This window comes from Plantibacter sp. MMLR14_011 (assembly GCF_001865025.1).
Lineage (GTDB): Bacteria > Actinomycetota > Actinomycetes > Actinomycetales > Microbacteriaceae > Plantibacter > Plantibacter flavus_A.
Map to the genome: position 1 here is coordinate 290,096 of NZ_MJGW01000008.1, position 20,784 is coordinate 310,879.

17 protein-coding genes are annotated in these 20,784 nt (G+C 68.5%); 12 read left to right on the forward strand and 5 right to left on the reverse strand.

Annotated elements, in window-relative coordinates; translation table 11 throughout:
• Positions 1 to 71 precede the first annotated feature (71 nt).
• The 12 genes from coaE to BIU99_RS05850 all read left to right on the forward strand — a co-directional run bounded on the left by coaE (position 72) and on the right by BIU99_RS05850 (position 14,645).
• Entirely contained in the window at positions 72 to 701 is a 630-nt protein-coding gene (gene coaE, locus BIU99_RS05795; RefSeq protein WP_071260194.1) for a dephospho-CoA kinase, read from the forward strand.
• 69 nt (positions 702 to 770) lie between these two features.
• Complete coding sequence (gene uvrB / locus BIU99_RS05800; protein WP_064296918.1) at positions 771 to 2,837, forward strand: excinuclease ABC subunit UvrB; 2,067 nt, start codon at positions 771 to 773, stop codon at positions 2,835 to 2,837.
• Positions 2,838 to 2,916: 79 nt separating this feature from the next.
• Positions 2,917 to 5,808 (forward strand): excinuclease ABC subunit UvrA, encoded by a 2,892-nt coding sequence (gene uvrA / locus BIU99_RS05805; protein ID WP_064296919.1) that lies wholly within the window; start codon positions 2,917 to 2,919, stop codon positions 5,806 to 5,808.
• Position 5,809: 1 nt separating this feature from the next.
• A complete protein-coding gene (gene uvrC, locus BIU99_RS05810) occupies positions 5,810 to 7,735 on the forward strand; it encodes an excinuclease ABC subunit UvrC (protein WP_079002525.1) in 1,926 nt (641 codons plus the stop codon).
• Between the two features lie 34 nt (positions 7,736 to 7,769).
• Complete coding sequence (rapZ, locus tag BIU99_RS05815; protein ID WP_064296920.1) at positions 7,770 to 8,651, forward strand: RNase adapter RapZ; 882 nt, start codon at positions 7,770 to 7,772, stop codon at positions 8,649 to 8,651.
• A gap of 124 nt (positions 8,652 to 8,775) precedes the next feature.
• On the forward strand, positions 8,776 to 9,753 hold the full coding sequence (whiA, locus tag BIU99_RS05820; protein WP_064296921.1) for a DNA-binding protein WhiA: 978 nt from the start codon (positions 8,776 to 8,778) through the stop codon (positions 9,751 to 9,753).
• Between the two features lie 155 nt (positions 9,754 to 9,908).
• The gene (locus tag BIU99_RS05825; protein ID WP_064296922.1) at positions 9,909 to 10,535 is read left to right on the forward strand and encodes a superoxide dismutase; all 627 of its coding nucleotides are present in this window, start codon (positions 9,909 to 9,911) and stop codon (positions 10,533 to 10,535) included.
• Positions 10,536 to 10,659: 124 nt separating this feature from the next.
• Complete coding sequence (gene gap / locus BIU99_RS05830) at positions 10,660 to 11,667, forward strand: type I glyceraldehyde-3-phosphate dehydrogenase (RefSeq protein ID WP_064296923.1); 1,008 nt, start codon at positions 10,660 to 10,662, stop codon at positions 11,665 to 11,667.
• A 136-nt stretch (positions 11,668 to 11,803) separates the two neighbouring features.
• Positions 11,804 to 13,021, forward strand: a complete 1,218-nt coding sequence (pgk, locus tag BIU99_RS05835; protein ID WP_064296924.1) for a phosphoglycerate kinase — start codon at positions 11,804 to 11,806, stop codon at positions 13,019 to 13,021.
• Positions 13,009 to 13,812: a triose-phosphate isomerase gene (gene tpiA, locus BIU99_RS05840; protein WP_071260196.1), complete on the forward strand. Its 804-nt coding sequence runs from the start codon at positions 13,009 to 13,011 to the stop codon at positions 13,810 to 13,812. Before pgk ends, tpiA begins: the two co-directional genes overlap by 13 nt.
• Before the next feature lie 135 nt (positions 13,813 to 13,947).
• Positions 13,948 to 14,196, forward strand: coding sequence for a preprotein translocase subunit SecG (gene secG, locus BIU99_RS05845; RefSeq protein WP_056005661.1), 249 nt, complete (start codon positions 13,948 to 13,950; stop codon positions 14,194 to 14,196).
• An 86-nt stretch (positions 14,197 to 14,282) separates the two neighbouring features.
• Positions 14,283 to 14,645 (forward strand): RNA polymerase-binding protein RbpA, encoded by a 363-nt coding sequence (locus BIU99_RS05850; protein ID WP_064296926.1) that lies wholly within the window; start codon positions 14,283 to 14,285, stop codon positions 14,643 to 14,645.
• Positions 14,646 to 14,728: 83 nt separating this feature from the next.
• On the opposite strand, the gene pgl is transcribed toward BIU99_RS05850, so the two are convergent.
• Genes pgl through tal form a run of 5 tightly spaced genes read right to left on the reverse strand, consistent with a single transcriptional unit; the run spans position 14,729 to position 20,763 of the window.
• A complete protein-coding gene (gene pgl / locus BIU99_RS05855; protein WP_064296927.1) occupies positions 14,729 to 15,517 on the reverse strand; it encodes a 6-phosphogluconolactonase in 789 nt (262 codons plus the stop codon).
• Positions 15,517 to 16,479, reverse strand: coding sequence for a glucose-6-phosphate dehydrogenase assembly protein OpcA (locus BIU99_RS05860; protein ID WP_064296928.1), 963 nt, complete (start codon positions 16,477 to 16,479; stop codon positions 15,517 to 15,519). Before BIU99_RS05860 ends, pgl begins: the two co-directional genes overlap by 1 nt.
• On the reverse strand, positions 16,476 to 18,020 hold the full coding sequence (zwf, locus tag BIU99_RS05865) for a glucose-6-phosphate dehydrogenase (protein WP_064296929.1): 1,545 nt from the start codon (positions 18,018 to 18,020) through the stop codon (positions 16,476 to 16,478). Before zwf ends, BIU99_RS05860 begins: the two co-directional genes overlap by 4 nt.
• Before the next feature lie 23 nt (positions 18,021 to 18,043).
• Positions 18,044 to 19,657, reverse strand: coding sequence for a glucose-6-phosphate isomerase (locus BIU99_RS05870; protein WP_071260198.1), 1,614 nt, complete (start codon positions 19,655 to 19,657; stop codon positions 18,044 to 18,046).
• A complete protein-coding gene (gene tal, locus BIU99_RS05875) occupies positions 19,654 to 20,763 on the reverse strand; it encodes a transaldolase (RefSeq protein WP_071260200.1) in 1,110 nt (369 codons plus the stop codon). Before tal ends, BIU99_RS05870 begins: the two co-directional genes overlap by 4 nt.
• Positions 20,764 to 20,784 lie beyond the last annotated feature (21 nt).

Consider the following 20,784-nt stretch of genomic DNA (forward strand, 5'->3'; position numbering starts at 1 on the left):
CGGCCCCCTGCTGCGTTGTGCGAGGGGCGCTCGTCGAAGGCGCTGCACGCTCCGCGGGTACGCTGGCTGACATGTACCTCATCGGCCTCACCGGCGGGATCGCCTCCGGCAAATCGACCATCGCGGCCCGGCTCGCTGAACACGGCGCCGTCGTCATCGACGCGGACGTCCTCTCACGAGAGGCCGTCGAGCCGGGGACCCCGGGACTGGCCGCCATCGCGGAGCGCTTCGGTGCCGACGTGATCGGGCCCGACGGAGCACTCGACCGCGCGGCGCTCGGCTCGATCGTCTTCGCCGACGACCAGGCGCGGGCCGACCTCAACGCCATCGTGCACCCGGAGGTCAAACGGCGTTCACAGGCCCGGATCGCCGAAGCCTCGAACGACCCCGGTGCCGTCGTCGTCTACGACGTCCCGCTGCTCGTCGAGACCGGCCGCGCCGACGAGTTCGACCTCGTGGTCGTCGCCGCAGCTCCGGAGGGGGAGCGCGCCCGTCGGCTCGTCGACCTCCGCGGGCTCGACCGGGGCGAGGCGGAACGACGCATCGCGGCCCAAGCGACCGAGGAGCAGCGCGCAGCCGTCGCCGACGTGGTGATCGACACTTCCGGCTCGCTCGAGCACACCCTCAGCCAGGTCGACGCGGTCTGGCACCGCGCCGCCGCGATGGCCGTACCGGCGCCCGACCGCCAGGACGGCGTCTGAGCGCGCCGCCCCGCTCCGCTGTGGGCGAAGCGGGGCGGCGGTGTCGGTGGTCCTCCGTAGACTCGGAGCATGGAACCAACACGCGCCGTCCGCCCCTTCGAGGTGATCAGCGAGTACGAGCCGAGCGGCGATCAGCCCGCCGCCATCGAGCAGCTGTCCGGGCGCATCAACGCCGGCGAGACCGATGTCGTCCTCCTGGGTGCCACCGGTACCGGTAAGTCCGCGACGACCGCCTGGCTCATCGAAGCCGTCCAGCGCCCGACGCTCGTCCTGGCGCACAACAAGACCCTCGCGGCCCAGCTGGCGAACGAGTTCCGCGAACTCATGCCGAACAACGCGGTCGAGTACTTCGTCTCCTACTACGACTACTACCAGCCCGAGGCGTACGTCCCACAGACCGACACCTTCATCGAGAAGGACTCGTCCATCAACGCCGAGGTCGAGCGGCTGCGGCACTCGACCACCAACTCGCTGCTGAGCCGTCGCGACGTCATCGTCGTGTCGACCGTGTCGTGCATCTACGGTCTCGGTGCGGCGGAGGAGTACCTGGAGGCGATGGCGGCGCTGCAGGTCGGGCAGAACATCGGGCGCGACCGCCTCATCCGCAAGTTCGTCGGCATGCAGTACAACCGCAACGACGTCGACTTCTCGCGCGGCAACTTCCGTGTGCGCGGCGACACCATCGAGATCATCCCGGTCTACGAGGAGCTCGCGATCCGCATCGAGTTCTTCGGCGACGAGATCGAGGCCCTCTACGCCCTGCACCCGCTCACCGGCGACGTCGTGAAGAGGCTCGACGCGGTGTCGGTGTTCCCGGCCTCCCACTACGCCGCCAGCCCGCAGACGATCCAGCGCGCCATCGGCACCATCCAGGAAGAACTGGCGGAGCGGCTCCAGTCGCTCGAACGCGAGGGCAAGCTCCTCGAGGCGCAGCGACTCCGCATGCGCACCACGTTCGACCTCGAGATGATGCAGCAGATCGGCTTCTGCTCCGGCATCGAGAACTACTCGCGCCACATCGACGGCCGCTCGGCCGGCGAGGCACCGAACTGCCTCCTCGACTACTTCCCAGACGACTTCCTCACCGTCATCGACGAGTCGCATGTCACCGTTCCGCAGATCGGCGCGATGTTCGAGGGCGACGCCTCCCGCAAGCGCACCCTGGTCGAGCACGGGTTCCGACTCCCGAGCGCGATGGACAACCGCCCGCTCCGGTGGGACGAATTCAAGAACCGCGTCGGCCAGACGGTGTACCTCTCGGCGACGCCGGGCAAGTACGAGATGGGCATCGCGGACGGCATCGTCGAGCAGATCATCCGCCCGACCGGCCTCGTCGACCCGGCGATCATCGTGAAGCCCTCCAACGGCCAGATCGACGACCTCCTCGAGGAGATCCGGGTCCGCGCCGAACGCGACGAGCGCGTCCTCGTGACCACCCTCACCAAGAAGATGGCGGAGGAGCTCACCGACTTCCTGACGGAGGCCGGCGTGCGCGTCCGCTACCTGCACTCCGACGTCGACACCCTCCGGCGGGTCGAGCTGCTGAGCGAACTCCGGCAGGGCGTCTACGACGTCCTCATCGGCATCAACCTGCTGCGCGAGGGGCTCGACCTCCCGGAGGTCTCGCTCGTGGCGATCCTCGACGCCGACAAGGAGGGCTTCCTCCGCTCGTCGACCTCGCTCATCCAGACCATCGGTCGTGCCGCCCGCAACGTATCCGGCGAAGTCCACATGTACGCCGACGTCCTGACCGACTCGATGAAGCGCGCGATCGAGGAGACGGACCGTCGCCGGGAGAAGCAGATCGCCTACAACGAGGAGCGCGGCATCGATCCGCAGCCGTTGCGCAAGCGCATCGCCGACATCACCGAGGCGCTCGCCCGAGAAGGTGCGGACACCGCGGCGTTGCTCGCCGGACGCGACAACGGCAAGAAGAAGAGTCCGACGCCGAACCTGCGTCGGGAGGGCATCGCCGCCGAGGGCGCGAACGACCTGGAGTCGATCATCGCCGACCTCAACGCCCAGATGCTGGCCGCCGCGGCCGAACTCAAGTTCGAACTCGCCGGCCGCCTCCGCGACGAGGTCTCCGAACTCAAGCAGGAACTCCGACAGATGGCCAAGGCCGGGCACATCTAGTCCGCCGCTTCGCTGAGAGCGCAGTACCACCGACACCGCTCGGGAGTCCGGTGTCGGTGGTGCTGCGTAGACTCGAAGGGTGTCAATTGCCAAGGTAGATCACCACTCCACGCTCAGCGTCCGCGGTGCCCGCGTCCACAATCTTCAGAACGTCGACCTCGAGATCCCACGCGACTCGCTCGTCGTCTTCACGGGTCTTTCGGGCTCGGGGAAGTCCTCGCTCGCCTTCGACACGATCTTCGCCGAGGGCCAGCGACGCTACGTCGAGTCGCTCTCGGCGTACGCCCGCCAGTTCCTCGGTCAGGTCGACCGCCCGGACGTCGACTTCATCGAGGGCCTGAGCCCTGCGGTCTCGATCGACCAGAAGTCCACGAACCGCAACCCGCGGTCGACCGTCGGGACGATCACCGAGGTCTACGACTACATGCGGCTGCTCTGGGCGCGCATCGGGGTCCCGCACTGCCCGGTCTGCGGCGAGGTCATCCAACGCCAGACGGTGCAGCAGATCGCCGACCAGCTGATGGAGCTCGAGGAGCGACGCCGGTACCAGATCGTCGCCCCCGTCGTGAGCCAGAAGAAGGGCGAGTTCGTCGACCTCTTCAAGGAGCTCTCGGCCAAGGGCTTCGCACGCGCCATCGTCGACGGCGAGGCGATCCAGCTGGCGGAGCCGCCGACGCTCAAGAAGCAGGTCAAGCACGACATCGCGGTCGTCGTCGACCGCCTCGTCGCCGGGCCCGAGATCCTCGGCCGCCTGACGGACTCCCTCGAGACGGCACTGCAGCTCACCGACGGCCTCGTGACGATCAACTTCGTCGACGAGGAGGGCGACGAAGCCTGGCGCACCTTCTCCGAGAAGCTCTCCTGCCCGAACAACCACCCGCTGCAGCTGACCGAGATCGAGCCGCGGACGTTCTCGTTCAACGCCCCGTTCGGTGCCTGCCCGGAGTGCTCCGGCCTCGGCACGCGCATGTCGGTCGACGCGGAGCTGCTCCTCGGCGACGAGGAACTCAGCATCAACGAGGGCGTCATCGTGCCCTGGACCACGCAGGGCAAGGGGCTCTACCAGTACTACGAGAAGCTGCTCGACGGGCTGGCCCGCGACCTCGACTTCTCGCTCGACACCCCCTGGCGCGACCTGCCCTCCAAGGTCCAGGAGGCGGTACTCCGCGGCGACAACTTCAAGGTCAAGGTCAAGTGGAAGAACCGCTTCGGCCGTGAGATGAGCTACTCCTCGGGCTTCGAGGGCGTCATCCCCTACATCGAGCGGCAGTACCTCCAGGCCGACACCGACAGCCAACGGGTGCGGTGGTCGGAGTACCTGCGCGAAGTCCCGTGCCAGGTCTGCGGCGGTCGTCGCCTGAAGCCCGAGGTGCTCTCGGTCCTGATCCACGATCACAGCATCGCGGAGGTCGCCGAGCTGAGCCTCTCCGACGCCCGGAAGTTCATGGACCGCCTCGAACTGAGCGACCGCGAGGCCCACATCGCGGCGCAGGTGCTCCGTGAGATCAAGGTGCGTCTCGACTTCCTCATCCAGGTCGGGCTCAACTACCTCGACCTGGCCAGGACCGCCGGCTCCCTCTCGGGTGGTGAGGCGCAGCGCATCCGCCTCGCGACGCAGATCGGCTCGGGCCTCACCGGCGTGCTCTACGTCCTCGACGAACCGAGCATCGGCCTGCACCAGCGCGACAACCGCCGACTCATCGAGACCCTCGTCGCCCTCCGCGACCTCGGCAACACGCTGATCGTCGTCGAGCACGACGAGGACACCATCCGCACCGCCGACTGGATCGTCGACATCGGTCCCGGCGCGGGCGTCAACGGCGGCCGTGTCGTGCACTCCGGATCGTACGAGGCGCTCGAGGCCAACACCGAGTCCCTCACCGGTGACTACCTCTCCGGCCGCAAGGCCATCGAGATCCCGGCGAAGCGTCGCCCGATCGACACGAAGCGTCAGATCCAGGTGATCGGAGCGCAGGCGAACAACCTGAAGAAGGTCAGCGCGGACTTCCCGCTCGGAGTCCTCACTGCCGTCACCGGCGTGAGCGGCTCCGGGAAGTCCTCGCTGGTCAACGACGTCCTGTACCGGGTCCTGGCGAACAAGCTGAACGGCGCGCGCAAGCTGCCCGGCAAGCACACCAGGGTCACGGGTCTGGAGCACCTCGACAAGGTGGTCCACGTCGACCAGGCGCCCATCGGCCGCACCCCTCGCTCGAACCCCGCCACGTACACCGGCGTCTTCGACAAGATCCGCAACCTCTTCGCGGAGACGCAGGAGGCCAAGGTCCGCGGCTACCTCGCCGGGCGGTTCAGCTTCAACGTCAAGGGCGGCCGCTGTGAGGCCTGCTCGGGCGACGGCACGATCAAGATCGAGATGAACTTCCTGCCCGACGTCTACGTCGCCTGCGAGGTGTGCGGGGGAGCGCGGTACAACCGCGACACCCTGACCATCCACTACAAGGGCAAGAACATCGCCGAGGTGCTCGACATGCCGATCGCCGAGGCTGCCGACTTCTTCGAGCCGATCTCCTCGATCCACCGGTTCCTCAAGACGCTCGTCGAGGTCGGCCTGGGCTATGTCCGTCTCGGCCAGAGCGCCACGACCCTGTCCGGCGGCGAAGCCCAACGCGTCAAGCTCGCGACGGAGCTGCAGCGGCGGAGCAACGGGCGCAGCGTCTACGTCCTCGACGAGCCGACCACGGGTCTGCACTTCGAAGACGTCCGGAAGCTGCTGCTCGTCCTCGGCGGGCTCGTCGACAAGGGCAACACGGTCATCGTGATCGAGCACAACCTCGACGTCATCAAGTCCGCCGACTGGCTCATCGACATGGGCCCCGAGGGTGGAGCCGGTGGCGGGACGGTCCTCGCCACGGGAACACCCGAGCACCTCGCGACGGTCCCCGGCAGCCACACGGGCTTCTTCCTGAACGAACTGTTCGAGGCAGAGGCCGGCGGCAGCCGCAAGGCGGGCTGACGTGGCGGCCGTCCGCGGCGGAAGTGGTCTGGCGTACCGGCCGAAGGCGGGGGAGATCCCCACCATGCCCGGCGTGTACCGCTTCAGCGACGACTCGGGCCGGGTGCTCTACGTCGGCAAGGCGATGAACCTCCGGGCGAGGCTCAGCAACTACTTCGCGCCCCTGCACACCCTCCACGAGCGCACGCGCCGCATGGTGACGACCGCGACCGGGGTCACCTGGACGACGGTCGGCAGCGACGTCGAGGCGCTGCAGCTCGAGTACACGTGGATCAAGGAGTACGACCCGCCGTTCAACGTGAAGTTCCGCGACGACAAGTCGTACCCATATCTCGCGGTCACCCTCGGTGACGAGGCACCGCGCGTCATGGTCACCCGGAACACCCGGATCCCGGGGGCCAAGTACTTCGGCCCGTACCCGAAGATCTGGGCCGTCCACGACACGGTCGACCTCATGATCAAGGTCTTCCCGATCCGCACCTGCTCCGACTCGGCGTACAAGCGGGCCATGGCCTCGGGGAAGCCCTGTTTCCCCGGGCAGATCGGGCGGTGCGGAGGGCCGTGCTCCGGCAAGGTCACCATCGAGGAACACCGCGCGATCGTCGACGACTTCGTCTCGTTCATGGTCGGCAACGACCGCCGGTTCACGACGCGCATCACCGCCGACATGAAGGCCGCCGCGGCCCGCCAGGACTACGAGTCCGCGGCCGTCTACCGGGATCAGCTCCAGGCGCTCGACCAGGTGCTCGCGAAGAGCGCGGTCGTTCTGCGCGACGCCGTGGACGCCGACCTGTTCGGCATCGACCACGACGAGCTCGCCGCGTCGGTGCAGCAGTTCATCGTCCGTGGCGGCCGCATCCGCGGTGTGCGGTCGTGGACCGTCGACAAGGAGCTCGACATGTCGACCGCCGAGCTCGTCGACAGCGTCGTCCAACGGGTGTACGCCGCCGCGAGCGGGACCGAGGTCCCGAGAGAGGTGCTCGTTCCGGAACTGCCGGACGACGCCGAGAGCCTCGAGGACTGGCTGGCCGAACGCCGCGGCTCGAAGGTCGCCCTCCGCGTCGCCCAGCGCGGCGAGAAGGCGACGCTCATGGAGACCGCGGTCGTCAACGCCAAGCAGGCCCTCATGCTCTACAAGACCCGGCGCAGCTCCGACTTCGTGGCCAGGACGCAGGCGCTCGAGGACATCCGCGATGCGCTCGGGATGCCCGAGGCGCCGCTGCGGATCGAGTGCTTCGACGTGTCGCACCTGAGCGGTACCAACATCGTCGCGTCGATGGTGGTCTTCGAGGACGGGCTGTCCCGGAAAGACGAGTACCGCCGCTTCGGCGTCGCCGAGTCCACCGACGACACCGACTCGATCTACCAGGTCGTCTCCCGGCGACTCGCGCACCTCACGTCGTCCGAGCCCGTCGAGACGGTCGACGAGACCACGGGGGAACGCAAGCGCCGGAAGTTCACCTATCCGCCGCAGCTCCTCATCGTCGACGGCGGGCAACCGCAGGTCGCCGCCGCCGCGCGTGCGCTGGAGGAGTCCGGCCTGACCGGGATCACCCTGTGCGGACTGGCGAAGCGACTGGAGGAGATCTGGTTGCCCGAGGACCCGTATCCGGTGATCCTGCCGCGGGGGAGCGAAGCGCTGTTCCTCCTCCAGCGGGTCCGCGACGAGGCGCACCGGTTCGCCATCAGCTTCCAGCGCCAGAAGCGGAAGCGCGACATCTCGACCGTCCTCGGCGAGATCCCCGGGCTCGGTCCGGCGAAGGTCCGCGAGCTGCTCAAACACTTCGGATCCGTCGCCCGCTTGAAGACCGCGACGCCGGCCGAGATCACCGAGGTCAAGGGCATCGGCGACAAACTGGCGGCCACGGTGCACGAGGCGTTGACCTCCGGCTCCGCACAGCCCTCGCAGGCCTCGCGGAATGGGTAGGCTGGGACTTCAGACCTTCGAGGAAAGCGTGTCGATGACCCCGGGCCAGCCGCAGCACCAGCAGGAAGTCCTCATCGTCACGGGGATGTCCGGCGCCGGACGCTCCACCGTCGCGAACGCGCTCGAGGATCTCGGCTGGTACGTCGTCGACAACCTGCCCCCGCAGATGCTCCGTCCCCTCGTCGACCTCGCCGAGCGCGCCGGATCACGTCTGCCGCGGATCGCCGCGGTGGTCGACGTCCGGGGCCGCGACTTCTTCAGCGAGTTGCAGGAGATCGTGCCGGCGCTCCGGGGCGGGACGCACCTCCGCATGATCTTCCTGGAGGCGACCGACGCGGCGCTCGTCCGCCGGTTCGAAGCCGTCCGCAGGCCGCACCCGCTGCAGGGCGAGGGCACGATCCTCGACGGCATCGTGGCGGAGCGTCACCGACTGAGCGAGATCCGTGAGTCGAGTGACGTCATCATCGACACGAGCGACCTCAACATCCACCAGCTCGCCACGACCACGCGTGAGCTCTTCGCCGGCGCGGAGACACCGGGTGTCCAGGTCACCGTGCTGAGCTTCGGGTTCAAGTACGGCCTGCCGCCTGATGCGGACCTCGTCGCCGACATGCGGTTCCTCCCGAACCCGTTCTGGGTTCCGGAGCTGCGTGCGTTGAGCGGTCAGGACCCCGAGGTCAGCGAGTACGTGCTCTCGCAGACCGGAGCCGCCGAGTTCCTCGAGAGCTATGCCCACGCCCTCGAGCCCGTCCTCGCGGGGTACCAGCGTGAGAACAAGCGTCACGTCACCATCGCCGTCGGCTGCACGGGGGGCAAGCACCGCTCGGTCGCGGTCGCCCTCGAGCTCGCCGACCGACTGCGGAACCAGTCCGGCGTCGCCGTGCACGTCCGGCACCGAGACCTCGGGCGCGAATGACGCCCACGGGCCCGACGCAGCCGCGGCGGAGCCCGAACGGTCCGAGGCACTACGCCTCCGGATCGCGAACATGCAGGATCGACGCCGCACTCCGACGGCGCGATCACGACAGATAGGAACCACCGTGGCCCTCACCGCCGACGTCAAGAACGAACTGGCGCTCGTCCGCGAGACCCGCAACTCGGTCCGAGCGGCCGAGCTCGCGTCCCTGCTCCGCTTCTCCGGCGGACTCCACACGATCTCCGGACGCGTGGCGATCGAAGCCGAACTCGACAGTCCGACCCTCGCCCAGCGGGTGCGTCGCGACATCGGCGAGCTCTACGGGATCCGCAGCGAGATCCTGGTGCAGAACCCCGGCAGCTCGGGCAAACCGAGCCTGTTCGTGGTGCGCGTCATCGAGGGAGGCGAGACCCTCGCCCGACAGACCGGACTCCTCGACGCACGACGGCGTGCGGTCCGCGGGCTGCCGAACCGGCTGACCACCGGGTCGCGCGACGAACTCGCCGCCGTCTGGCGGGGGGCGTTCCTCGCCACCGGGTCCCTCACCGACCCCGGCCGATCTGCGTCGCTCGACGTCGTGTGCCCCGGTAACGAGTCCGCGATGGCGCTCGTCGGTGCCGCCGGCCGCATCGGTGTCTCCGCGAAGGCGCGGGAGGTCCGCGGCATCCACCGGGTCGTCATCCGCGAGGGCGACGCGATCAGCGGCATGCTGTCGCTCATGGGTGCCACCGGCACCGTCACCTCCTGGGAGGAGATGCGGCAGCGCAAGGAGGTCCGGGCGACCGCGAACCGTCTCGTCAACTTCGACGACGCCAACCTTCGCCGCTCCGCGCAGGCGGCCGTGGCGGCCTGCGCGCGCGTCGAGCGCGCCCTCGAGATCCTGGGCGACGAGGTCCCCGACCACCTGCAGTACGCCGGTGCCCTGCGCCTCGACCACCGTGAGGCCAGCCTCGACGAACTGGGCCACTTCGCCGACCCTCCGATGACGAAGGACGCCATCGCCGGCCGCATCCGACGCCTGCTCGCCATGGCGGACAAGCACGCGAGCGATCTCGGCATCCCGGGCACGGACGCCAACCTCCCGGCGGATTACGAGGACTGAACCAGCTCGTGAATCCTCGCCGACCCGCCATCGTCGCGGTTCGTCATGCTGGGAACAAGCCCCGACCCCCGACGGTTGCCGCTCACTAGACTGGGTGATGACGCTCAGAGCCGTGTGCAGACAGCGCACGGGACAACACGAGGAGATCACGAAGAATGGCTGTTTACTCACTGCCCGAATTGCCGTACGACTACAGTGCGCTCGAGCCGCACATCAGTGCGACCATCACCGAGCTCCACCACGACAAGCACCACGCCACCTACGTGGCCGGTGCGAACACGGCCCTCGAGAAGCTCGCTGAGGCCCGCGACGCCAACGACTTCACGAACGTCAACAAGCTCGAGAAGGACCTCGCGTTCAACCTCGGCGGTCACGTCAACCACACCATCTGGTGGAACAACCTCTCCCCGGACGGCGGCGACAAGCCGACCGGCGAGCTCGAGTCGGCCGTCGACGAGTACTTCGGCAGCTTCGACAAGTTCCAGGCGCACTTCACCGCCGCGGCGCTCGGCGTGCAGGGATCCGGATGGGCCGCGCTCACCTGGGACACCCTCGGTCAGCGCATCAACATCCAGCAGTTCTTCGACCAGCAGGGCAACTTCCCGGCCGGTACCGTCCCGCTGCTGCTGCTCGACGTCTGGGAGCACGCCTACTACCTCGACTACAAGAACGTCCGCGCCGACTACGTCAAGGCGTTCTGGAACATCGTCAACTGGGCCGACGTCCAGGCACGCTTCGAGGTCGCGCGCAAGCAGACCAACGGCCTGCTGGTACTGTCGTAGTTGACCGGTCCGTCCCGGTCCCACGGGCCGGGACGGACCACCTTCCTCCTCACTCGGGGAGGGCGCTCACTCCGAGCAGACCGTACAATCGCGCCGTCTGGCGCCTCAGTATCAGGAGTCATCTGTGTCCGTCAAGATCGGCATCAACGGCTTCGGCCGCATCGGCCGCAACTTCTTCCGCGCCGCCCTCGCCAAGGGCAGCGACCTCGAGATCGTCGCTGTCAACGACCTCACCGACAACAAGGCGCTCGCCCACCTCCTGAAGTACGACTCCATCACGGGTCGTCTGGACGCCACGGTCGAGCTCGACGGCGACAAGATCATCGTCAACGGCAAGCCCATCATCGTGCTCGCGGAGCGCGACCCCGCCGACCTCCCCTGGGGCGAGCTCGGCGTCGACATCGTCATCGAGTCGACCGGTCGCTTCACGAAGTCCGACGACGCCCGCAAGCACATCACCGCCGGCGCCAAGAAGGTCCTCGTGTCGGCTCCCGCCACGGGCAGCGACGTCGCCACGATCGTCCTCGGCGTCAACGAGGGCACCTACGACGCCGCGACGCACGACATCATCTCGAACGCGTCCTGCACGACGAACTGCCTCGCGCCGCTCGCCAAGGTCCTGCTCGACAACTTCGGCATCGAGCGTGGCCTCATGACCACGGTCCACGCCTACACCGCCGACCAGAACCTGCAGGACGGCCCGCACAGCGACCTCCGTCGTGCACGCGCCGCCGCCGTCAACATCATCCCGACCTCCACCGGTGCAGCCAAGGCACTCGGCCTGGTCATCCCGGAGCTCGTCGGCAAGCTCGACGGCTACGCCCTGCGCGTCCCGGTCCCGACCGGTTCGATCACCGATCTCACGGTCGAGCTGACCAACCCGGCCACGGTCGAGGAGATCAACGCCGCGTACAAGGCCGCCGCCGAGGGCCCCCTCAAGGGCATCCTGAAGTACACCGAGGACCCGATCGTCTCGAGCGACATCGTGACCGACCCGCACTCCTCGATCTTCGACGCCGGCCTCACCAAGGTCATCGGCTCGCAGGTCAAGGTCGCCTCGTGGTACGACAACGAGTGGGGCTACTCGAACCGCCTCGTCGACCTCACCGAGTACGTCGCGGACCGCCTCTAACCAACCGGCTGTCTGCCGCACTCCTCACCCGAGCAGCCAGACACCGTATGGTCCGAACGGGCGTCCTGAATCATCTTCAGGGCGCCCGTTCGGCTTCGTCGGTGGTCGTGGCTCAGCGCAGAGAAAGACCCTCCTCATGACCCTTCGCACCCTCGACTCGCTGGGCGACCTCAGCGGTCGCCGAGCCGTCGTCCGCCTCGACCTCAACGTCCCGCTGAAGGACGGCGTCATCACCGACGACGGCCGCATCCGCGCGGCACTCCCCACCCTCAACGCGCTCATCAACCAGGGTGCGCGTGTCGTCATCGTCTCGCACCTCGGCCGGCCCGACGGTACACCCGACGCGAAGTACAGCCTTGCGCCCGTCGCGCAGCGGTTGTCCGAACTCCTCGGCAAGCCCGTGACCTTCGCCGCCGACACCGTCGGCAGTGCCGCGACCGACGCCGTCGCCGCACAGACCGACGGCGACGTCGTGCTGCTCGAGAACCTGCGCTTCAACTCCGCCGAGACCAGCAAGGACGCCGGCGAACGCGAGGCGTTCGCCGCCAAGCTCGCCGCGTTCGGCGACGTCGTCGTCTCCGACGGCTTCGGTGTCGTCCACCGGAAGCAGGCGAGCGTGTACGAGCTCGCCAAGCTGCTCCCGAGCGCTGCCGGACTGCTCATCGCCGCCGAGCTCGAGGTCCTCGACCGTCTCACCGAGACCCCGGAGCGCCCCTACACGGTCGTCCTCGGCGGCTCGAAGGTGTCCGACAAACTGGGCGTCATCGGCCATCTGCTGCCGCGCGTCGACTCGCTGCTCATCGGCGGTGGCATGCTGTTCACCTTCCTCGCCGCCCAGGGGCACGCCGTCGGTTCGAGCCTGCTCGAAGCGGACCAGATCGAGACCGTCCGCGGGTACCTCGCGAAGGCCGACGAGCTCGGCGTGACGATCGTCCTGCCGACCGACGTCGTCGTCGCCTCGGCGTTCGGCGCCGACGCCGAGCACGTCGTGCGCCCGGCCGACGCCATCGAGGACACCCCGTTCGGTGCCGCAGGGCTCGGACTCGACATCGGACCGGACACGGCTGCAGCGTTCGCCGAGATCGTCGCCGCGTCCAAGACGGTGTTCTGGAACGGCCCGATGGGCGTGTTCGAACTCGCGCCCTTCGCCGCCGGTACGCGCGCGGTCGCTGAAGCACTCACCCGCACGGACGGCCTGAGCGTCGTCGGTGGCGGTGACTCGGCCGCAGCGGTTCGTGCGCTCGGCTTCGATGATGACCAGTTCGGTCACATCTCAACTGGTGGCGGCGCCAGCCTCGAGTTCCTCGAGGGCAAGCGTCTGCCTGGACTGGAGGTCCTCGGATGGCAGCAGTAACCCCCGGGCGCACGCGTGTGCCCCTGATCGCCGGCAACTGGAAGCTCAACCTGGACCACCTCCAGGCGATCGCGCTCGTCCAGAAGCTCGATTGGACGCTCAAGGACGGCAAGCACGACTACGCCGACGCCGAGGTGGCCATCTTCCCGCCGTTCACGGACCTCCGCTCGGTCCAGACGATCGTCGCCGCCGACAAGCTCAAGCTGGCCTACGGCGCGCAGGACCTGTCGCAGCACGACGCTGGCGCCTACACCGGTGAGATCTCCGGAGCGTTCCTCGCGAAGCTCGACTGCCGCTACGTGCTCGTCGGACACTCCGAGCGCCGCACCCTGCACAACGAGACCGACGAGGTCGTCCAGGCGAAGGCGGCCGCAGCCGTGCGACACGGCCTCGTCCCCGTCATCTGCATCGGTGAGACCGCCGAAGACCTCGAGGAACACGGCCCGTCGGCCGTCCCCGTGGCGCAGCTCAAGGCTGCCATCGACGGACTCGCATCGGACGCGGACATCGTCGTCGCCTACGAGCCGGTGTGGGCCATCGGTTCCGGTCAGGCGGCGACGCCCGACCAGGCGCAGCAGGTCGCAGCCGCTCTCCGCAGCACGCTCGCCGAGGTCCTCGGCGATGAGGCGGCGCAGCGCACGCGGATCCTCTACGGCGGTTCGGTGAAGGCCTCGAACATCGCCGGCTTCATGCGCGAACCCGACGTCGACGGTGCCCTCGTCGGCGGTGCGAGCCTGCTCGCCGACGAGTTCGCCGGGATCGCCCGCTTCTCGCAGCACGTCGGACTCTGACCGACCTGCTGCACCAGCAGTACCGACACGGCTCGGCCCGCGGCACCAGCCGCGGGCCGAGCCGTGTCCGCTGAACCGTCGAGGTATACTGGACGGCGGTTCAGCCCCTCTGAACGCGAATGCGAAAGGTCTCACGTGGAGATTCTCCAGGTCATCCTGCAGGTGCTGCTCGGCATCACCAGCCTCCTGCTCACCTTCCTGATCCTGCTGCACAAGGGCCGCGGCGGCGGTCTGTCCGACATGTTCGGCGGCGGCTCCTCCAGCAACCTCGGTTCGTCAGGGGTCGCCGAGCGCAACCTCAACCGCTTCACCGTCATCCTCGGCCTGACCTGGGGCGCCTGCATCGTCGTGATCGGGCTCCTGACGAAGTTCGCCGCCGCCTAGACCGGCCGCGAAGCCCCGATCCCGGGGACGCAACTCGACGCACCACACCCGAACCACTCTCGACAGTACGAGAAAGAGGAAACACCATGGCATCAGGCGGAAGCGCTATCAGGGGATCACGCGTCGGCGCCGGTCCCATGGGCGAGCAGGACCACGGCTACCACGCGGACCGCATCGCCATCTCCTACTGGGACGCCCTCGGCAACGAGACGGTCCGCCACTTCGCGGCGAACGTCCCCGACGAGGAGATCCCCGAGACGATCGACTGCCCGACGTCCGGTCTGCCGGCCGGTCGCGACAAGGCGAACCCGCCGGAGGTCGCGAAGCTCGAGCCGTACAAGACCCACCTCGCCTACGTGAAGGAACGGCGCACGGAGGAAGAAGCCGAGCAGCTGCTCGAAGAAGCACTCCAGCAGCTCCGTGCACGCCGCGGTACGGCAGCGAAGTAACCAGGACCACAAATGCGGAAAGGCCGTTCCCCTCGGGGAACGGCCTTTCTGCATGCTGGCACCGGCTCGGCGGCCGGCCTCTGCTAGTACTCCGGCAGGATCAACGAATCTGGGACCTCGGCGGCAGCATCCTGGTCGACGAAGAACACCGTCCGTTTGCGTCCCTTGGCCCCGGCGGCGGGGACCTCGTTGTAGCTGGCACCCGCGAGGGCGAGGCCGAGTGCCGACGCCTTGTCGGTGCCGGCGAGGACGAGCCAGACCCGCACGGAGGAGTTGATGGCCGGCCGCGTCAGGCTGAGTCGTTCCGACGGCGGCTTGGGGGAGTTCCGCACCGGGACCACCGAGGTGTCGGTGACCGAGACCTCGGCCCGCTCCGGGAAGAGCGACGCGACGTGACCGTCGGGACCGACACCCAGGAACGTGATGTCGAACCGGGGGTGGTCCTCGCCGGGTCGCGCGAACCGACGGAGCTCGTCCGCGTACCGCACCGCAGCGGCGTCGAGGTCGATGCCGTCCTCCGGCGCCGGGTATCCGTGCACGTGTTCGGCGACGAGGCCACGCTCCGGAAGCGCCAGCAGAGCTTCCAGCAAGGCCTCCCGTGCCTGCAACTCGTTCCGATCGGCGTCGTCCCGAGCGACCCAGCGCTCGTCTCCCCACCAGAGGTGCACCCGGGACCAGTCCACCCGGTCGCGGTCCTTCGACGCCGCCACGGCGGCGAGCGTCCCCGTGCCGACCGTCCCGCCGGTCAGGACGACGTGGACCGTCTCCTGCGACTCGAGCAGTTCACGGGTTCGGGACAGGAACCGCTTGGCGACCGAGGTCGTCAGCTGGTCGCGGTCCTGATAGACGAGGACGCGTCGCTCGGTCGGCATCAGCTGGTCCGAGCGCGGAGCGTGACCGGCTCGCCGAGGCCGGGGAGGCCCACGGTGATGACCTGTCCGTACAAGACGTCCGGGTCGAGCGTGCGGAGTTCCTCGGCGAGGCAGTCGCGCAGACTGCGACGGGGGAGCGAGAGGTCGTGCGTCGGCTGTCCGGGCTGGATCAGCGTCGCGATGTCGGGAACGGGTCGCTCGAGGACGACGTTGCCGGACGCCCGCGTGAGGCGGACACCGTGGATGCCGCTCGACCCGTGGGCCATGCTGAGCTCGTGGGTCACGTCGACCTGCAACTGCAACTGGAGCCAGGCGGCGAGCAGCTCGGTCGACGGGGAGTCCGATGCTCCGGACACCTCGATCGCCGTGACGGGCTCGTACGGCGGCTGGTCGAGCACCGCCGCGAGCTGGGCACGCCAGAGCGTGAGCCTGGTCCATGCGAAGTCCGTGTCTCCGGGGGCGTAGTTCGCCGCGCGACCGCGGAGCGCGGCGTGGGTGTCCGCCGCCGCGGACGCGTCGGTGATACGACGCTGGGCGATGCGGCCGATCGGTGACGTCGAGACGCGTTCGGGTGCCTCACCGGGCCACCAGGCGACGACGGGTGCGTCGGGCAGGAGCAGACCGGTCACGAGGCTCTCCTCGTTCTCGGCCACCGCACCGTAGGCGCGGAGGATGACCACCTCGCTCGCTCCGGCGTCGCCGCCGACGCGGATCTGGGCATCGAGCCGGTCGCCGATGGAGGACTGCTGGTCGTCGTGCTCCGTGGAGAGGACGATGACCCGCATGGGGTGCTCGCGGGAGGCCTCGTTGGCGGCCTCGATGGCTTCCTCCTCGGCTCCGAGCCGCGTCGAGATCACCAGGGTGAGCACGCGACCCAGGGCGACGGCGCCGCCGTCCTCGCGGATGGTCACGAGCGCCTTCGAGAGCTTGCTCGTAGTCGTGTCTGGCAGGTCTACGATCATGGTCGTCTCCAGGTGCGTCCGTCGCGGTTCATGAGGTCGTCGGCCGAGGAGGGGCCCCAGGTGCCGGGAGCGTACTGCTCGAGCGGCGTGTCCTGAGCGGCCCAGTACTCCTCGATCGGGTCGAGGATCTTCCAGGAGAGCTCGACCTCCTCGTGACGGGGGAAGAGGGGCGGGTCGCCCAGCAGGACGTCGAGGATGAGACGTTCGTACGCCTCGGGACTCGCCTCGGTGAAGGCGTGGCCGTAGCCGAAGTCCATGGTGACGTCGCGGACCTGGGTGCCGGCACCCGGGACCTTCGAACCGAAGCGGATGGTGACACCCTCGTCGGGCTGGACGCGGATGACCAAGGCGTTCTGGCCGAGCGCCGAGGTCTGGCTCTCCGCGAACAGGTACTGCGGAGCACGCTTGAAGACGACCGCGATCTCGGTGACGCGGCGTCCGAGGCGCTTCCCGGCACGCAGGTAGAACGGCACGCCGGCCCACCGACGCGTGTTGATGTCGAGCCGCATGGCCGCGTAGGTCTCGGTCGTCGACTCCGGGTTCATCCCGTCCTCGTCGAGGAAGCCCAGCACGTGCTCGCCACCCTGCCAACCACCGGCGTACTGCCCACGGGCCGTCGCGGCCCCGAGGTCGTCGGGGAGGCGGACGGCAGCGAGGACCTTCTCCTTCTCAGCGCGCAGGTCTGCCGCGTTGAAGGAGATCGGCTCCTCCATCGCCGTGAGGGCGAGGAGCTGCAGCAGGTGGTTCTGGATGACGTCGCGCGCCGCTCCGATGCCGTCGTAGTACCCGGCACGACCCCCGACGCCGATGTCCTCGGCCATGGTGATCTGCACGTGGTCGACGTAATTGGCGTTCCAGATGGGCTCGTACAGCTGGTTCGCGAACCGGAGCGCCAGGATGTTCTGGACGGTCTCCTTGCCGAGGTAGTGGTCGATCCGGAAGATCGAGTCCGACGGGAAGACCGACTGCACGATGTCGTTCAGCTCGCGAGCCGTCTTGAGGTCGCTGCCGAACGGCTTCTCGATGACCACCCGGCGCCACTGACCGTCAGCGGGTTCCGCGAGTCCCGAGCGACGGAGCTGCTCGGTGACCTGCGGGAAGGCCTTCGGCGGGATCGAGAGGTAGAACGCGTGGTTGCCCATCGTCCCGCGATCCGCATCGAGCTCCTCGATGGTCTCCTTCAGCTTCTCGAACGCCGCGTCGTCACCGAATTCACCGGGGACGAACCGGATGCCCTGGGCGAGCTGGTTCCAGACGTCCTCTCGGAACTCGGTCCGGGCGTACTGCTTGACGGATTCGTGGACGACCTCCATGAAGTCCTGGTCCTCCCAGTCCCGTCGGGCGAACCCGACGAGTGAGAAGCCAGGGGGCAGGAGGCCCCGGTTCGCCAGGTCGTACACGGCCGGCATCAGCTTCTTGCGGGACAGGTCGCCTGTCACGCCGAAGATGATGAGGCCGCTCGGACCGGCGATCCGATTGAGGCGTCGGTCGGTGTCCACCCGCAGCGGGTTGGACTCCGGGGTGATTTCCACCGGGGACATGAAGCTCCTTGTGCAGTGACGCGCTAGTCGTTGACGGCGTCGAAGAGGGTGACGATGTTCTGGTCCGGCGACGTGAGGGTCAGCGTGAGGACCGGACGACCGTGCTCGGCGAGGACGCGGGCGTCGCCGCCCGCCTGGGCCTCGATGAGCTGGCCGAAGGTGAACGGGCGCTCGGGGATCTCCAGGTCGACGGGGGCCGTCTCGGTGATCTGCAGGAACACGCCGTTCGCGGGGCCGCCCTTGTGGTACTGACCCGTCGAGTGCAGGAAGCGGGGACCCCACCCGAAGGTCGTGGGTCGTGCCGCCTTCGCCGCGACGAGGTCTCGGATGCTCTCGAGCTGCGGGGAGGCGAGACGGTCGACGTAGCCCTGGATCGCGACGTAGCCGTCGGAGGGCAGCTGCGCGAGCAGTGCCTCGACGGCGCCGGACAGGGTGGTCACGCCGTCGAGCAGACCGGCCGAGCCTCGGACCTCGACACCGTCGGCGACGAAGGCGGGTGCCTCGGGCTCCGGACGGTTGTCGAGCAGACCACGGGTGGCGACCTTCGCAGACTCGACGTCCGGCTGGTCGAACGGGTCGATGCCGATGAGGCGCCCGGCGACGACGGTCGCGTACTCCCACACCAGCATCATCGCGCCGAGGCTGCCGCTGACGAGGATCTCGCCCTCGTGGCGGTCGTGACGCAGCAGGTGGAACTCGTGGGCGTCGTCGACGATGCGGACGATCTGGAGGTCGGCCGGCTTCGACTCGAGCTCGGGAGCGAGCGGGTTGAGCACGACAGGCAGCAGACCGCGACCGGACTTGCCGGTCGATTCGGCGATGAGCTGTTCGGCCCAGTCCGGGAATCCGACGATGTGCGTCCCGTCGGTGATGAGACCGACCTTGTCGCGCAGCGGAACGGTGCCGCCGATCGCCGCGCCCAGGATGAGTCCCGGGTTCGAAGCGTCGTCGATCGCGAGTTCACCGAGTACCGCGTCGGCCTCGTCGAGCAGCGCGCCGATGTCGACACCGGCCAGACCGGACGGCACGAGACCGAAGGCGGTGAGCGCACTGTAGCGACCGCCGACGTTGGGGTCGGCGTTGAAGACCCGGTAGCCGGCCTCGTTCGCCGCCGCATCGAGCGGGGAGCCCGGGTCGGTGACGATGACGATGCGGCCGGCGGGGTCGATCCCCGCAGCCGTGAACGCGGCCTCGTAGGCACGGCGCTGGCTGTCGGTCTCGACCGTGGAGCCGGACTTCGAGGAGACGACGAGCACCGAGGTCTCGAGGCGGTCCGCCAGGGCCGCGAGGACCTGACCGGGAGCGGTCGAGTCGAGGACGGTGAGGTTGCCGCCCAGCGTGTTCGTGATGACCTCGGGTGCGAGCGAGGAACCGCCCATGCCCGCGAGCACGATGTGGTCGATGCCCTCGTCGTTGAACTGCTCACGGAGCGCGAGGATCGGCTCGACCAGCGGGCGGGAGATGGAGACCGCCTGGACCCAGCCGAGGCGCTTGGACGCCTCGGCCTCGGCCGCAGGACCCCACAGCGTGGGGTCCTGGTCCGTGATGCGCGACGCGACGAGGTCGCTGACGAGCGTGGGGACCACCGATGCGACAGCGGCTTCCGCCGCGCCGCTCACGCGGATCTTGAAGCTCACTTGGAGGCCTCCAGAGCCGTCTTCACGGTCTCGAGCAGCTCGTCCCAGGACACGATGAACTTCTCGACGCCCTCACGCTCGAGCAGCGCCGTCACCTCGTCGTAGGACACGCCGAGTGCGGCGATGGCGTCGAGGACCTCGTTCGCAGCCGTGTAGGAACCGGTGACGGTGTCGCCGGTGATGACGCCGTGGTCGAAGGTCGCCTCGAGGGTCTTCTCCGGCATGGTGTTGACCACGCCGTCGGCGACGAGCTCGGTCACGTAGAGCGTGTCGGGGAGGTCGGCGGACTTGACACCCGTCGACGCCCAGAGCGGACGCTGCTTGTTGGCGCCGGCCTCGAGGAGCGCGGTGGCACGCTCGCTCGCGAACTCCTGCTCGAAGACCTGGTAGGCGAGCTGGGCGTTCGCGACGCCGGCCTTGCTCTTCAGTGCGGTCGCCTCGGGGCTGCCGATCGCGTCGAGACGCTTGTCGATCTCGGTGTCGACCCGCGACACGAAGAACGAGGCGACCGAGTGGATCGTCGAGAGGTCGTGGCCCGCGGCCTTCGCCTGCTCGAGACCGGTGAGGAACGCGTTGATGACCTCGCGGTAGCGGGTGAGGCTGAAGATCAACGTGACGTTGACGCTGATGCCGGCGCCGATGACGGCGGTGATGGCCTCGAGGCCCTCGACCGTCGCGGGGATCTTGATCATCGCGTTGGGCTGGTTGACCTTGGCCCAGAGCTGCTTGGCCTGCTCGATCGTCGCGGCGGCGTCGTGCGCGAAGCCCGGCTCGACCTCGATCGACACGCGGCCGTCGTACCCGTTCGAGGAGTCGTAGACGCCACGGAAGATCTTCGATGCAGCAGCCACGTCGTCGGTGGTGATCTCGAAGACCGCCTCGGTGACGTCCTTGCCGTCGGCGGCGAGCTGGGCGACCTGCTCGGCGTAGACGTCGCCGTTGCTGAGCGCGGACGCGAAGATCGTCGGGTTCGTCGTGACACCGACGACGTTGCGGTCGGCGATGAGCTGCTCCAGCCCACCGGACTGGATGCGTCCGCGGGAGAGGTCGTCGAGCCAGATGCTGACGCCGGCGGCGGACAGCTGGGCGGTTGGGGTTTCAGTCATGTTCTTCTGTCTCCTTCGCCC